The organism is Stappia stellulata (assembly GCF_020176715.1).
Lineage (GTDB): Bacteria > Pseudomonadota > Alphaproteobacteria > Rhizobiales > Stappiaceae > Stappia.
In genome coordinates this window covers 92,070-106,077 of the sequence record NZ_JAIVMF010000015.1, presented here as the reverse complement: position 1 = coordinate 106,077, position 14,008 = coordinate 92,070, and the positions used below count along the sequence as shown (strand labels likewise).

Annotated in this window: 12 protein-coding genes; all 12 read left to right on the top strand. The window is 66.1% G+C overall.

The genetic code is table 11. The annotated features are described in order from the left end of the window. Positions 1–3: 3 nt before the first annotated feature. From bchB to hemA, 12 genes are read left to right on the top strand one after another with little or no spacing between them, the layout of a single operon-like run. Positions 4–1,596 (top strand): ferredoxin:protochlorophyllide reductase (ATP-dependent) subunit B, encoded by a 1,593-nt coding sequence (bchB, locus tag LC092_RS16425; RefSeq protein WP_224808313.1) that lies wholly within the window; start codon positions 4–6, stop codon positions 1,594–1,596. Next, a complete protein-coding gene (locus tag LC092_RS16420; protein ID WP_224808312.1) occupies positions 1,571–5,329 on the top strand; it encodes a magnesium chelatase subunit H in 3,759 nt (1,252 codons plus the stop codon). Before bchB ends, LC092_RS16420 begins: the two co-directional genes overlap by 26 nt. Beyond that, on the top strand, positions 5,326–6,258 hold the full coding sequence (gene bchL, locus LC092_RS16415; protein ID WP_224808311.1) for a ferredoxin:protochlorophyllide reductase (ATP-dependent) iron-sulfur ATP-binding protein: 933 nt from the start codon (positions 5,326–5,328) through the stop codon (positions 6,256–6,258). The genes LC092_RS16420 and bchL overlap by 4 nt, the downstream gene beginning before the upstream one ends. A gap of 24 nt (positions 6,259–6,282) precedes the next feature. Next, positions 6,283–6,984: a magnesium protoporphyrin IX methyltransferase gene (gene bchM / locus LC092_RS16410; RefSeq protein WP_224808341.1), complete on the top strand. Its 702-nt coding sequence runs from the start codon at positions 6,283–6,285 to the stop codon at positions 6,982–6,984. After that, positions 6,981–8,423: a BCD family MFS transporter gene (locus tag LC092_RS16405; protein ID WP_224808310.1), complete on the top strand. Its 1,443-nt coding sequence runs from the start codon at positions 6,981–6,983 to the stop codon at positions 8,421–8,423. The genes bchM and LC092_RS16405 overlap by 4 nt, the downstream gene beginning before the upstream one ends. Before the next feature lie 27 nt (positions 8,424–8,450). Next, complete coding sequence (gene puhA, locus LC092_RS16400) at positions 8,451–9,239, top strand: photosynthetic reaction center subunit H (RefSeq protein ID WP_224808309.1); 789 nt, start codon at positions 8,451–8,453, stop codon at positions 9,237–9,239. After that, on the top strand, positions 9,236–9,931 hold the full coding sequence (gene puhB / locus LC092_RS16395) for a photosynthetic complex putative assembly protein PuhB (protein ID WP_224808306.1): 696 nt from the start codon (positions 9,236–9,238) through the stop codon (positions 9,929–9,931). The genes puhA and puhB overlap by 4 nt, the downstream gene beginning before the upstream one ends. 9 nt (positions 9,932–9,940) lie before the next feature. Next, positions 9,941–10,459 carry a photosynthetic complex assembly protein PuhC gene (gene puhC / locus LC092_RS16390; RefSeq protein ID WP_224808304.1) on the top strand — a complete coding sequence of 173 codons (519 nt, stop codon included), beginning with the start codon at positions 9,941–9,943 and terminating at the stop codon, positions 10,457–10,459. A 2-nt stretch (positions 10,460–10,461) separates the two neighbouring features. Further along, positions 10,462–10,767, top strand: a complete 306-nt coding sequence (locus tag LC092_RS16385) for a hypothetical protein (protein ID WP_156884747.1) — start codon at positions 10,462–10,464, stop codon at positions 10,765–10,767. Continuing rightward, a complete protein-coding gene (gene acsF, locus LC092_RS16380; RefSeq protein ID WP_224808302.1) occupies positions 10,764–11,852 on the top strand; it encodes a magnesium-protoporphyrin IX monomethyl ester (oxidative) cyclase in 1,089 nt (362 codons plus the stop codon). The genes LC092_RS16385 and acsF overlap by 4 nt, the downstream gene beginning before the upstream one ends. A gap of 12 nt (positions 11,853–11,864) precedes the next feature. Next, on the top strand, positions 11,865–12,764 hold the full coding sequence (gene puhE / locus LC092_RS16375; protein WP_224808300.1) for a putative photosynthetic complex assembly protein PuhE: 900 nt from the start codon (positions 11,865–11,867) through the stop codon (positions 12,762–12,764). Further along, positions 12,755–13,972 carry a 5-aminolevulinate synthase gene (hemA, locus tag LC092_RS16370; protein WP_224808299.1) on the top strand — a complete coding sequence of 406 codons (1,218 nt, stop codon included), beginning with the start codon at positions 12,755–12,757 and terminating at the stop codon, positions 13,970–13,972. Before puhE ends, hemA begins: the two co-directional genes overlap by 10 nt. The last annotated feature ends 36 nt before the right edge of the window (positions 13,973–14,008 follow it).

The window sequence follows — 14,008 nt, the reverse complement described above, 5'->3', positions numbered from 1 at the left end:
ACGATGCAGCTGGCCGTTTGGACATATGAAGGACCGCCGCATGTGGGTGCGATGCGCATTGCCGCGTCGATGAGCGGCTTGCACTATGTGCTGCACGCGCCCCAGGGCGACACCTACGCCGACCTTCTGTTCACGATGATCGAGCGGCGCAAGTCGCGTCCGCCGGTGACCTATACGACCTTCCAGGCGCGTGATCTGGGCAAGGACACGGCCGAGGTGTTCAAGACCGCCTGCCAGCACGCGGTCGAGCGGTTCCAGCCGCAGGCCATTCTGGTCGGCGCCTCCTGCACGGCGGAACTGATCCAGGACGATCCCGCAGGGCTTGCAAAGGCGCTCGGCCTGTCGATCCCGGTGATCCCGCTGGAGCTGCCGTCCTATCAGAAAAAGGAAAACTGGGGCGCGGCCGAAACCTTCTACCGGCTGGTGCGCGGGTTCTGCGGCGGCATTGCCCCGCCCGACCGCTCGGGGCGGACCCGCAAGACCTGCAACATCCTCGGCTCCACCGCGCTCGGCTTTCGCAACCGCGACGACATCCGCGAGGTGAAGGGTATTCTTGACGCGTTGGGCGTGCCGGTGAACGTGATTGCGCCGCTCGGCGCGACGCCCGCCGACATCGCACGCCTTCCCGAGGCGGATTTCAACGTCGTGCTCTACCCCGAGATCGCCGATACGGCCGCACGCTGGCTGGAGCGCACCTTCAAGCAGCCGCGCAGCGCCACCATTCCGATCGGCGCGACGGCGACACGCGACTTCGTGTGCGAGATCGCGGCGCTTGCCGGTGTCGATCCTGAGCCGGCGCTCGAGGCGCTCGGCGAGCGGCTGTCCTGGTATGCCCGCTCCATCGATTCCAACTATCTGACCGGCAAGCGGGTGTTCATCTTCGGCGATGCCACCCATGCGGTCGCCGCCGCCCGGATCTGCCGGGACGAGCTCGGCTTCAAGGTCTGCGGGCTGGGCACCTACGCCCGCGAGTTCGCCAGGGATGTGCGCGCCGCCGCGGCGGACCACGGCGTCGAGGCATTGATCACCGATGACCACCTGGAGGTCGAGGACGCGATCGTCGCGGCGCAGCCCGAACTGGTGCTCGGCACCCAGATGGAGCGTCATGTCGCCAAGCGGTTGCGGCTTCCCTGCGCGGTGATTTCCTCGCCCGTTCATGTCCAGGATTTCCCCGCACGCTATTCGCCGCAGATGGGGTTCGAGGGCGCCAACGTGATCTTCGACAGCTGGGTGCACCCGCTGATGATGGGGCTGGAAGAGCACCTGCTCGGGATGTTCCGCGAGGATTTCGAATTCAACGACACCGCCGAGGCGTCGCATCTCGCGGCGCTGGGCGGCAAGGCGGACCGGCAAGACCAGGCGGCTGCGGCGAACGCGGCGCACACGGGTGCCGCACCCCAAGGCGACATCCACGCGCCGGCGGCCGAAACACTGCCGGCCGGCTGGACCAATGATGCGGAAAAGGAGCTTCGCAAGATCCCGTTTTTCGTCCGCGGCAAGGCAAGGCGCAACACCGAGCGTTTTGCCGCCGAACGCGGAGTGGCGCCCATAACAGTAGAGACCCTGTACGATGCCAAAGCGTATTTCGGCCGATAGCCGCAGGTCGGGCGCGGTGCTCTCGCAGACACCGGTCCGCGTCGCGATCGTGACGCTCGACAGCCATATGGCGAGTGCCGTCGACCGCGCGCGCGTCATCCTGAAAAAGGAACTGCCGGGCCTCACGCTGTCGCTGCATGCGGTCGCCGAATGGGGCACAGACGCCTCCGCGCCCGAACGCTGCCGGGCGGATATCGCGACTGCGGACATCGTCGTCGCCAGCATGATGTTCCTGGAAGAGCACATCAAGGTGGTCGAGCCCTGGCTCCTGGAACGTCGGGAGACCTGCGACGCGGTGGTCGGGTGTCTGTCCGCCGCCGAAATCGTCAAGATGACGCGGATCGGCGATTTCCGGATGGACAAGCCGACGGGCGGGGCGCTGGGGTTCCTCAAGCGCCTGCGCGGAAAGTCCGGCAAGAGCGGCTCGGCCAGCCGGGGGCAGATGAAAATGCTGCGCCAACTGCCGAAGATCCTGAAGTTCATTCCCGGCAAGGCGCAGGACCTGCGCGCCTATTTCCTGACCCTGCAGTATCTGCTCGCCGGCTCCGACGAGAATGTCGTCAACCTCGTGCGCTATCTGATCTCGCGCTATGCGACGGGCGAGCGGGCGCATCTGCGGGCACTGGTCAGGCCGGAACCGCCGATCCACTATCCGGACGTCGGTCTGTACCACCCGGAGCTTGCCGGACGGATCACGGACCGGGTCGAGAGCTTCCGCAAGGCAGCGCATTTCGATCCGGAAAACGGCACCGTCGGTGTTCTGGTGATGCGCTCCTATCTCCTGGCCGACAATGCCGACCACTATGACGCGGTGATCGCAGCGCTTGGGGCCAAGGGCCTGAACGTCATCACAGCCTTCGCCAGCGGTCTCGATGCGCGCCCGGTGATCGACAGCTACTTCCTCAAGCACGGCGTCGCCTGTGTCGATTGCGTCGTGTCGCTCACAGGCTTCTCGCTGGTGGGCGGACCGGCCTACAATGATTCCCGCGCGGCGGAAGACGCGCTTGCCGCGCTGAACGTGCCCTATCTGTCCGCCTTCGCGACGGAGTTCCAGAGCCTCCAGCAGTGGGGACGGGGCGAGCAGGGGCTGACGCCGGTGGAAACCACCATCATGGTCGCGCTTCCCGAAATCGACGGGGCGACCGGGCCGATCCTCTATGGCGGCCGCACCGATGGCTCGGGACCGTGCGAGGGCTGCGGGCGTCGTTGCGACTTCGGCATCGCGGTCAACGGTCGCGACATGCACGCCTGCCCCGAGCGGTCGGAGATGCTGGCCGCGCGCATCGAGCGGATTGTGGCGATGCGCCGTCGCCGCAAGGACGAGCGCAAGCTCGCCATCGTCCTCTACAACTTCCCGCCGAATGGCGGCGCGACCGGCACCGCCGCCTATCTCGGCGTGTTCCGCTCCCTGTTCAACACGCTCACCGCGCTCAAGGCCGACGGCTACGCGGTCGACCTGCCGGACGATGCCGATGCGCTGCGCGACGCCTTGCTGCAGGGCAATGCCGAGCGCTATGGCACCGACGCGAATGTGCATGACTGGATCCCCGCCGACACGCATGTGCGGCGCGAGCCGTGGCTTGCCGAGATCGAGGCGCAATGGGGCCCCGCGCCAGGACGCCAGCAAAGCGATGGCGCCAACATCCTGGTCCTCGGCAAGGCCTTCGGCAACGTGCTGGTCGGCATCCAGCCCGCCTTCGGCTACGAGGGCGATCCGATGCGCCTGCTGTTTGAAAGCGGCTTTGCGCCGACGCATGCCTTTGCCGCCTTCTACCGCTATCTGCGCAAGGATTTCGGGGCGAATGCGGTGCTGCATTTCGGCACCCATGGCGCGCTGGAATTCATGCCCGGCAAGCAGGCGGGCCTGTCCGCCGACTGCTGGCCCGACCGTCTGATCGGCGATCTGCCGAACATCTATCTCTACGCCGCGAACAATCCCTCGGAAGGGGCGATTGCCCGGCGCCGGTCCGCGGCGACGCTTGTCAGCTACATGACCCCGCCGATCACCGCGGCCGGTCTCTACAAGGGGCTTTCGGACCTCAAGGGCGCCATCGACCGCTGGCGCGGCCTGCCGCCCGGAGCGACGCAGGAGCTGACGGGGCTTGCCGAGACGATCCGCCAGCAGGCCGAGGCGCTGGACCTGATCACCGCGGATGCGCAATGGAGCGCGACGGGCGAGGGTGTTGTGCCGGCCCTTGCGGACCGTTTGCGGGAGTTTGAAACCTCGCTGATCCCGCACGGCCTGCATGTCGTTGGCGAGACCCCGGGCGATGCGGAGCGCGCCGACCTGCTGCGCTCGGTCAATGCCGCGGCCGGCGAGGCGGCCCTGTCCGACGCCGAGCTCGCCGAAGTGCTCGACGCGCCGTCTTCCGCCAAATCCGCCAAGGATACGTCCGAGGCGGCGGCACGACTGCGCCGTCTCGATGCCGACCTCAAGCGCGAGACCGAATTGCCGGCCCTCCTGGCCGCGCTCGATGCGCGCTACATCCGCCCGGTCAGCGGCGGCGATGTGCTGCGCTCGCCGGACATCGTGCCCACGGGCCGCAACCTTCACGGCTTCGATCCGTTCCGCCTGCCGAGCGCCTTTGCCCTTCGCGACGGCGCGGAGCAGGCCGACAAGCTGCTGGCGCGCTATGTCGCCGACAACGGCCGCCTGCCGCGCCGCGTCGCCATGGTGTTGTGGGGAACCGACAACCTGAAGTCGGAAGGCGCGCCCATTGCCCAGGCGCTGGCGCTGATCGGTGCAAAGCCCCGCTTCGACAGTTTCGGCCGGCTTGCCGGCGCGGACCTTGTGCCTCTCGAGCAGCTGGGCCGGGCCCGGGTCGATGTGGTGATGACGCTTTCGGGCATCTTCCGCGACCTGCTGCCGTTGCAGACCCGGCTTCTCGCCGATGCCAGCCTCAAGGCGGCGATGGCCGACGAGCCGGACGAGGAGAACCCGATCCGCGCGCAGGCCCTCTCCCACGCCGAGAGGCATGGCGTTCCTCTGGAAGAAGCAGCCCTCAGGGTGTTTTCCAATGCGGCCGGGGCCTATGGCTCAAACGTCAACCTGCTGATCGACAGCGGCGCCTGGGACGATGCGGAGGAAATCGGCGCGACCTATACGAGCCGCAAGAGCTTCGCCTATGGCGCGGACGGCAAGCCGGTGCAGCGCAGCGAACTCCTCGGCGAGATCCTGCAAGGCGTCGAGGCGGCCTATCAGAACATTGAATCCGTCGAGCTCGGCATCACGGCGATCGATCACTATTTCGATACGCTCGGCGGCATCAGCTCGGCGGTGCGCACCTCCGGCGGCGGCTCGATCCCGGTCTATGTCGGCGACCAGACCACCGGCACCGGCAAGGTACGCACGCTGGAGGAGCAGGTCGCGCTGGAGACGCGCACCCGGATGCTCAATCCGAAGTGGTACGAGGGCCTGCTCAAGCACGGCTACGAGGGCGTTCGCCAGATCGAAAGCCATGTCACCAACACGCTCGGCTGGTCGGCAACGACGGGCCAGGTGTCGCCCTGGGTCTACAAGCATCTCACAGAGACTTTCGTGCTCGACGCCGACATGCGGCGCCGGCTGGCGGAGCTCAATCCCAAGGCCAGCGTGAAACTCGCCAATCGTCTCATCGAGGCGGGCGAGCGGGAATTCTGGGAACCCGACGACGAGACCTGGGCGGCGCTGCGCGCGGCCGGGGAAGAACTGGAAGACCGGCTCGAGGGCCTGACAGTGGAGTTCGCGGCATGAACCTTTACACCCATCCCAAGACAGCCGAACGCGAGGCAAGGGCGCTCAAGAAAGCGGCCGGGCGCGGTGAGGACGGCGAGGGAAGCGTCCAGGTTCATCTGGATCCGTCGCTCGAGATCGAAGGCGCGAAGGTCTTTGCAATCTACGGCAAGGGCGGCATCGGCAAGTCCACCACCTCGTCGAACCTGTCGGTCGCCTTTTCCCTGCTCGGCAAGCGGGTCTTGCAGATCGGTTGCGACCCCAAGCACGATTCCACCTTCACGCTGACCAAGTCGCTGATCCCGACGGTGATCGACATTCTGGAAGGCGTCGACTTCCACTCCGAGGAGCTGCGCGCCGAGGACTTCGTCTTCGAAGGCTATAACGGCGTGAAATGCGTCGAGGCCGGCGGTCCGCCGGCCGGCACCGGCTGCGGCGGCTATGTCGTCGGGCAGACCGTGAAGCTCCTCAAGGAGCATCATCTGCTGGAAGACACCGACGTCGTGCTCTTCGACGTGCTGGGCGATGTGGTGTGCGGCGGCTTTGCCTCGCCGCTGCAGCATGCCGAGCGCGCGCTGGTCGTCGCCGCCAACGACTTCGACAGCATCTTCGCGATGAACCGTATCGTGGCGGCGATCAAGGCGAAGTCGAAGAACTACGACGTACGCCTTGGCGGCGTGATCGCCAACCGGTCGCGCGAAACCGACCAGATCGACCGTTTCAACGATGCCATCGGCCTCAAGCGGCTGGCGCATATCGCCGATTCCGACGCGGTGCGGATCAGCCGGCTGAAGAAATGCACCCTCTTCGAGATGGAGGAAACGCCCGAGGTCAAGGCGATCCAGCAGGAGTACCTGAAGCTCGCCGAATACCTGTTGAGCGGGTCCGACGAGCTGGATGCGACCCCGATGAAGGATCGCGAAATCTTCGATTTTCTCGGCTTCGAGTAAGGATCAAGCGGGATGACACAGGCGATGCCCGATGCAAGCTACGTCCGCCGCAGAGGCGAGTTGCAGGTCTATTTCGACCGCACGGCGGTGGATGCCTGGAAGAAGTTCGCCAGCGACGAGCCGCTGGGACGGATCCGCGCCACCGTGCGGGCCGGCCGCGACCGGATGCGGGCGACGCTGCTGGCCGGCCTGCCCGATGATCTCGCCGGCTGGCGGGTTCTCGATGCCGGCTGCGGGGCGGGGCATTTGTCCCTGGAGCTTGCGCGGCGCGGCGCCGATGTCGTCGGCATCGATCTCTCGCCGGAGATGGTGCGCTTCGCCGAAGGCCAGGCGGAGGCTGCCGGCCTCGCGGCGCATATCCACTTCGCGGCCGGTGACATGCTCAGCGATGCGCATGGGCGTTTCGATGCGGTGGTGGCCATGGATTCGCTCATCCACTACCGGGCCGAGGATGTCGTGACGGCGGTGGCGCGCCTTGCCGGGCACACGGAAAACAGGATCCTGTTCACGCTTGCCCCCCGCACGCCGTTGCTTGCGACGATGCACACCATCGGGCGGCTGTTCCCGCGCGGCGACCGTGCGCCGGCGATCGAGCCGGCGTCGCTCGAGCGCATGGCGCGCCGTCTCGAGCGCGATGCAAGGCTTGAAGGCTGGAAGACCGGACACAGCACCCGCGTCTCCAGCGGCTTCTACATTTCCCAGTCGATGGAGGTGACACGGTCATGACCGTCGGCAGCCGCGCAATGCAGCGCATGATCGGGTTCTGGCAGCGGCTGGGCACGCGGTTCCTGCCGTTTGCCGATGCCGCGTCTCCCGACCTGCCGCTCGCGCGGCTGCTGCGCCTGTCGCTGTTTCAGGTCTCCGTCGGCATGGCCGCGGTCCTGCTGACGGGCACGCTGAACCGGGTGATGATCCTGGAACTCGGCGTTCCCACCAGTCTTGTCGCGGTGATGGTCGCCATTCCGGTGCTTGCAGCGCCCTTCCGCGTGCTCATGGGGCACCGGTCCGACACCTATGTCTCCGCGCTCGGCTGGCGTCGCGTGCCCTTCCTCTGGCTGGGAACGCTGATGCAGTTCGGCGGTCTCGCCTTCATGCCCTTTGCGCTTCTCCTGCTTCAGTCGCAAACGCTCGGACCCGAGTGGGCCGGGCCGGTGGCCGCCGCCTTCGCCTTCCTGCTGACCGGCATCGGCATGCATATGGCGCAGACGGCGGGCCTGGCGCTTGCGACCGACCTTGCCGCCGAAGAGACCCGTCCGCGCGTCGTCGCCCTGGTCTACGTCATGCTGCTCGTCGGCATGATCCTCGCCTCGCTCGCCTTCGGGTTGCTGCTCGCCGACTTTTCCGCGATGCGCCTCATCCAGGTGGTGCAGGGCGCCGCCGTCGTGACCGTGCTGATCAACGTGGTGGCTTTGTGGAAGCAGGAGCCGCGCCGGCCGCAGGCCACCCGGGCAGGGCGGGAAGTGCAGGGTTTCAAGGACGCGCTTGCGGCCTATCGACAGAACCCGCATATGGCGCGTTTCCTGATCGGGGTCGGTCTCGGATCGGCGGCCTTCAGCATGCAGGATGTCCTGCTGGAGCCCTATGGCGGCGAGATTCTGGGCCTCAGCGTCAGCCAGACCACGCTTCTGACCGCCGTCTGGGCGGCCGGGACGCTTGCCGGCTTCGCATTGGCCGGTCGCTTGCTGCTCCGGGGCATGAACATGCACCGCCTGGCGGCCTGCGGCGCGCTGGTTGGCATTTTCGCCTTCGCGGCGGTCATCTTCTCCGGCCCGGTCGGTTCCGCCGCCCTGTTTCGCTTCGGCACGCTGGCGATCGGCTTCGGCGGCGGCCTGTTTGCTGTCGGCACCATGCTGGCGGCAATGGACCTGGCGGACCAGACCGACGCGGGCTTTGCCATCGGCGCCTTCAGCGCGGTGCAGGCCACCGCCATCGGCCTTGGTCTCGCCATCGGCGGCATCACCCGCGACGTGGTCAACATGCTGGCGCTGGACGGCAGCCTGGGCGCGGCCCTGACGACCGCATCCACCGGGTACAACGTGGTCTACAATATTGAAATCGTACTTCTTTTCATGAGTTTGGCCGTTCTCGGACCGCTTGCGGGCAAGCGGTTTGCGGGCGGGCGCGATGGGCTCAGGCAGTTCGGGTTGGCCGATCTTCCGGGATGAGCCGGGAATGACAAAGGGAGGTCCGTCATGGAAACCGGATCAATTGTTGGTAGCATCGATGTCGCTCAAGTCACGCTCTATGCGTTCTGGGTCTTTTTCGCGAGCCTGATCTGGTACATCCGCAAGGAAGACCGGCGCGAGGGCTACCCGCTGGAGAATGACACCACGCGCGCCTTCAACAAGGACCCCTGGCTCTTCCTGGCCGAGCCCAAGACCTTCGTCCTGCCGCATGGCAATGGCACCGTCTCCTTTCCCAACAACGACCGGGACACGCGTCCGATTGCGGCGGAGCGCACGGCGCGCTTCCCCGGTGCGCCGCTCCAGCCGACGGGCGATCCGATGCTTGGTGGCGTTGGTCCGGGATCGTGGGCTGAGCGCGCGGACCGCCCCGACCAGACGCATGAGGGAACGCCGAAGATCGTTCCCATGCGGGTCGCCACCGACTATTCCGTCGCCACCCAGGACAGGGATCCGCGCGGCATGCGGGTGTTCGGCTGCGACAAGGCGCTGGCCGGCACGGTGACCGACATCTGGGTCGACCGCTCGGAGCAGATGATCCGTTATCTCGAGGTCGAGATCGGGGCCGACGAGGCCAAGCGGACCGTGCTCCTGCCGATGACGTTCTGCGTCTACAAGGAGGCGCGCGGCGGTGTGAAGGTGGTCTACGTCCATGCGATTACCTCCGAGCAATTCGCGAATGTTCCGGGCCTTGCCGGCGCGGACCAGGTGACGCTGCTGGAAGAAGAGAAGGTGGTTGCCTACTACGGTGCCGGCCAGCTCTACGCCACGCCGCAGCGCGCGGAGCCGCTGGTATGAGCGGGCAGGTCAAATCTCCGGAGCATGACTTCGAGCCGGTTCCGGGTCTCCCGGAAGAGCTGCCGGAGGGTGAATTCATCCTCTGGCAGGGCCGCCCCGAGATGCGTCATGTCGCAAGGCGCGTTCTGAAGACGCGCTGGATCGCCGCCTATTTCCTCGCGATCATCGCCTGGGCGCTGGTGGCGGGATATTATGACGGTCGGCCGTTCGGCTATGTGCTGTTTTCGGCCGGGGCGCTGACCACGATGGCCGCCATCGTGCTCCTGCTCGCCGAGGGCTTCGCCTGGGCGGTCAACCGCACGACGCTCTATACGATCACCAACGCCCGCGTGGTGTTTCGCATCGGCGTCGCGCTGTCGGTGACCTTCAATCTGCCCTTCGCCGAAATCGTCAGCGCCAGTGTCGACAAGCGCGGCGACGGCAGCGGCACCATCGCCTTGAAGCTCAAGCCCGACGTTCGTCTGTCCTGGCTGATCCTGTGGCCGCATGCGCGCGGGTGGCGCTTCGCCCATCCCGAGCCGGCAATGATCTGCCTTCCCGACGTCGTCGCCGTCGCCAGCCTGCTGGCGAAGGAATTGCAGACGCAGCTTGGCGACACCGACCAGGCTGCGGCGGAAGCGCCCGCCGTTGCACAGCGCCGTCCGGCCCGTGTCGTGCGCGGCCTGCGCCAGCCTGCGTCCCTGACAGGATAGGAGACAGTTGTGACCGTTCACGCCAGACCCGAGGACATGCATTCGCAAGGACGGCGGCAGGCGCCGCAATCGTCCTGGTCGGCCTTTCCCCGGCTGCCGCTGTTCGGTGCCATCGGCCTGGTCGCCTTCGTCTTCGCGGCGGTGATCTTCGGTCAGAGCACGGAAATCGGCACGGTTCGCAATGTGATCGGAACTCCGGTCGACATGCGCGACATCGCATTCTCGGAGCGCGCCGACGGCATCATCGTGGTGGCAGATGCGGTCTCGGGTGAGGTCATCGCGCGGCTCGAGCCGGGCAAGGGCGGCTTTGCCGGCGGGGCGCTGCCCGCACTGAAGCGGATCCGCCTGGTAGCGGAGGCCCGCCAGGACCTGCCCTATCGCGTGATCAGATGGAACAGCGGCGCGGTCTCTATTTCAGACACCGCGACCGGGGAGCGGATTTATCTCAATGCCTTTGGATCCGACATCGTCGCCCAGTTCGTCGGATTCCTGGACCGCGGTGTCCAGGGCAATAAAGGGGAGGAATGACCATGGCGAAACTGTCCCTCTTGTCGCGCAAGCGCGTCGAGGTGCCCTGCACCGTGGAGATCAACAACACCTTCGACCAGCTCGGCGCCCACGTTCGCTTCGACAATGGCGCGGTGGTCTATCCGGGTGACGAGGTCATGGTGCATGGCGCGCCCGTCGCCGTGCCCTATGGCGAGTGCCAGAGCTTTCGCCGCACGGCCACGATCACCCGGGCCAGCCGGCTGGAACGTGCCTGGACGCGCGCCACCGGCGACTTCGAATTCATGGAACTGTGCGAATTCTCCTTCTCCGAAAGGGCAACGCTATGAACACCCACGTCGACCCGAAGACCGGAAATCCCGAAGCGGTGCCCGTCAATGAAACGACCAAGGCGGCCCTTGAATCGACCATGCTCAATCCGCGGTTCTACACCACGGATTTCGACGAGCTCGACCGCATCGACGTCAGCAGCGTCCGGGGTGAGTGGGACGCGCTGATTGCGGAGCTGAAGTCCGATCCCAACAAGGGACACTTCAAGCGCAATGCCGACTGGGACGACCTCGACATTGAGGGGCTTCCCGACGACCTGCGCAAGGAACTGGTGGACTTTTTGGTCAGTTCGCTGACGGCGGAGTTTTCCGGCTGCGTGCTCTACAAGGAAATGAAACGGCGCGGGTCGAACCCGGACATCTGCGAGCTCTTCGGCTACATGAGCCGCGACGAATCCCGCCACGCCGGCTTCATCAACGATGCGCTGAAGGAATTCGGCATCGGCGTAAACATGGGCTTCCTCGCCAAGGCGAAGAAATACACCTTCTTCAAGCCGAAGTTCATCTATTACGCGACCTATCTGTCGGAGAAGATCGGCTACGCCCGCTACATCACGATCTACCGGCATCTGGAGCAGCATCCCGAGCGCCGGTTCCACCCGATCTTCAAGTGGTTTCGCGAGTGGTGCAACGACGAGTTCCGCCACGGCGAGGCCTTCTCGTTGCTGATGCGCAGTGATCCCAAGCTGCTTTCGGGCCGCAACAAATACTGGATCAAGTTCTTCCTGCTCGCCGTTTTCGCGACGATGTATGTGCGCGACCATGCAAGGCCCGCCTTCCACAAGGCGCTGGGCGTGGAGATCGAGGATTACGACATGCGGGTGTTCCGCATCACCTCGGAGATCACCCGTCAGGTGTTTCCGCTGGTGCTCGATCTCGATAATCCGGCGCTGCTCAGGGGCTTCCGCCGGCTGAACCGGATCAACACGCGGATGAATGCCGCGGTCGAGCGTGGCGGCATCGCCGGCGCGATCGGCAAGGCGTTCTGGGGGACGGCCGCTGCCGTGGCCTTCGCGGGGATCTATGTCATTCCGACCAAGTCCAACGCCATCCCGGATGTAAGCCGGCTTGAGCCCGTCTGGTAAGGAAAGACCGTGGTGGATCTCGCAATAGCAGGTCTGGTGGCGCTCTTCGTCTGGTGGCTTGCGACCGGAGTGGTCATGTTCGCCGCCTGGCAGAGCGATCGCTGGCAAAAGTGGCTGATGGTGGTCTTCACCATCGGCGCGCTTGCGGGATGCGCCGGCCTTTATGCCAGCGCCGGCATGCAGAGCGTGACCGGCACCTATCTCGGCTTCGGCAGCGCCCTGGCGGTCTGGGCCTGGCTGGAGGCGACCTTCCTGTTCGGCTTGATCACCGGACCGCGCCACAGCCGCTGTCCCGGCGGGGCGCGCGGATTGCAGCGGTTCCGCCTGGCCTTTCTGGCCGTTCGCGATCATGAACTGGCTCTGCTGGCGGGGGGCGCGGTTGTCACCCTGCTCGTCGCCGGCGGCGACAATCATGCCGGCCTGTGGACCTATCTCCTGCTGTGGGGGATGCGCCTCAGCGCCAAGCTCAACATCTTCATGGGCGCGCCGCGCGCCGCGAGCGTGCTGATTCCGAAGCGGCTGCGTTATCTCACGAGCTATTTCCGGACGGACCGGATCAGCTGGCTGCTGCCGGTGACGATCATCGTGTCGATCTATCCGCTCTGGGCGCTGATGTCGCTCGCTCTGGGCGAGGCCGACGCCCACCGTGCGGTGGCCTTCATGCTGCTCACCACCTTCATGGCGCTCGCCGTCCTGGAGCATATCTTTCTGGTGCTGCCTGTTTCCGACGAACAGCTCTGGCTCTGGGCTGCGCGTGACCGCGCCGCGTCGGAGCCTGCCCGCGACACCGCCGATTGCGGCGGCGGCGAGGAAGGGCGCAGCCCCGCCCACATGACACCTGCCCGAACCGCCCCCGGCGAGACGCGCGCAAAGAACACACCACACAAGCGGGGGACCTCCTCATGGACATGAAAACCTATTTCGCTCAGGCTCTCGACGGATTGCGCGATGCGGGCAACTATCGTGTCTTCGCCGATCTGGAGCGGATGTCGGGTGAGTTCCCGCGGGCGGTGCGCTACCGCGATGACGGCAGCCAGCACGATGTGACGGTGTGGTGTTCCAACGACTATCTCGGCATGGGCCAGCATCCGACCGTGACGGCCGCGATGAAGGACGCCATCGACCGCTGCGGCGCCGGGGCAGGGGGCACCCGCAACATTTCCGGCACGAACCACTATCACGTGGCGCTGGAGGCGGAGCTGGCGGAACTGCACGGCAAGGAGGGCGCGCTGATCTTCACCTCCGGCTATGTCTCGAATTGGGCAGCACTCGGCACGCTGGCCTCGCGCATTCCCGGCTGCATCGTCTATTCCGATGCGCTCAATCATGCCTCGATGATCGAGGGCATTCGCCATTCGCGGGCGGAAAAGCGCATCTGGACGCACAATTCGCCGGAGGATCTGGACCGGCTCCTGTCGCTCGACGATCCGGCCCGGCCGAAGCTCGTCGCCTTTGAAAGCGTCTATTCGATGGACGGCGACATCGCGCCCATCGCCGAGATCTGCGAGGTCGCGGAGAAACACGGCGCGATGACCTATCTCGACGAGGTGCATGGCGTCGGGCTCTACGGGCCGCGCGGCGGCGGCGTTGCCGAACGCGAAGGCCTGATGGATCGCATCACGGTGATCGAGGGCACGCTGGGCAAGGCCTTCGGGGTGATGGGTGGCTATATCGCCGCCGACCGCGACCTGTGCGATTTCGTTCGCTCGTTCGCCTCCGGGTTCATCTTCACCACGGCGCTGCCGCCGGCGCTGGCCGCGGGCGCCACCGCCTCGATCCGGCACCTGAAGCAAAGCCGCGCGGAGCGCAAGCTCCAGGCCGACCGGGTCGCGCGCTTGCGCGCGCTGCTCGACCGCCACGGCATCCCGCATATGCTGAACCCGAGCCACATCGTTCCGGTGATGGTCGGCAGTGCCGCGAAGTGCAAATGGCTTTCGGACTTGCTGCTCGACGGCTATGGGATCTACGTTCAGCCGATCAACTACCCCACGGTGCCGGAAGGCACGGAGCGACTTCGCTTCACGCCGTCGCCGCTGCACAGCGACGACGACATCGACCATCTGGTCCGGGCGTTGAACGATCTCTGGTCGCAATGCGCCCTGTCCCGCGCGGTCGCCTGACCGCAGCCGATCACCGTTTGCGCGGACGACGGCCTG

Coding starts and splice junctions, on each gene's coding strand:
- LC092_RS16405 (WP_224808310.1), top strand. CDS start 6,981: ATGACCGTCGGCAGCCGCGCAATGCAGCGCATGATCGGGTTCTGGCAG.
- hemA (WP_224808299.1), top strand. CDS start 12,755: ATGGACATGAAAACCTATTTCGCTCAGGCTCTCGACGGATTGCGCGAT.
- bchB (WP_224808313.1), top strand. CDS start 4: ATGCAGCTGGCCGTTTGGACATATGAAGGACCGCCGCATGTGGGTGCG.
- bchL (WP_224808311.1), top strand. CDS start 5,326: ATGAACCTTTACACCCATCCCAAGACAGCCGAACGCGAGGCAAGGGCG.
- puhB (WP_224808306.1), top strand. CDS start 9,236: ATGAGCGGGCAGGTCAAATCTCCGGAGCATGACTTCGAGCCGGTTCCG.
- puhA (WP_224808309.1), top strand. CDS start 8,451: ATGGAAACCGGATCAATTGTTGGTAGCATCGATGTCGCTCAAGTCACG.
- LC092_RS16385 (WP_156884747.1), top strand. CDS start 10,462: ATGGCGAAACTGTCCCTCTTGTCGCGCAAGCGCGTCGAGGTGCCCTGC.
- acsF (WP_224808302.1), top strand. CDS start 10,764: ATGAACACCCACGTCGACCCGAAGACCGGAAATCCCGAAGCGGTGCCC.
- LC092_RS16420 (WP_224808312.1), top strand. CDS start 1,571: ATGCCAAAGCGTATTTCGGCCGATAGCCGCAGGTCGGGCGCGGTGCTC.
- bchM (WP_224808341.1), top strand. CDS start 6,283: ATGCCCGATGCAAGCTACGTCCGCCGCAGAGGCGAGTTGCAGGTCTAT.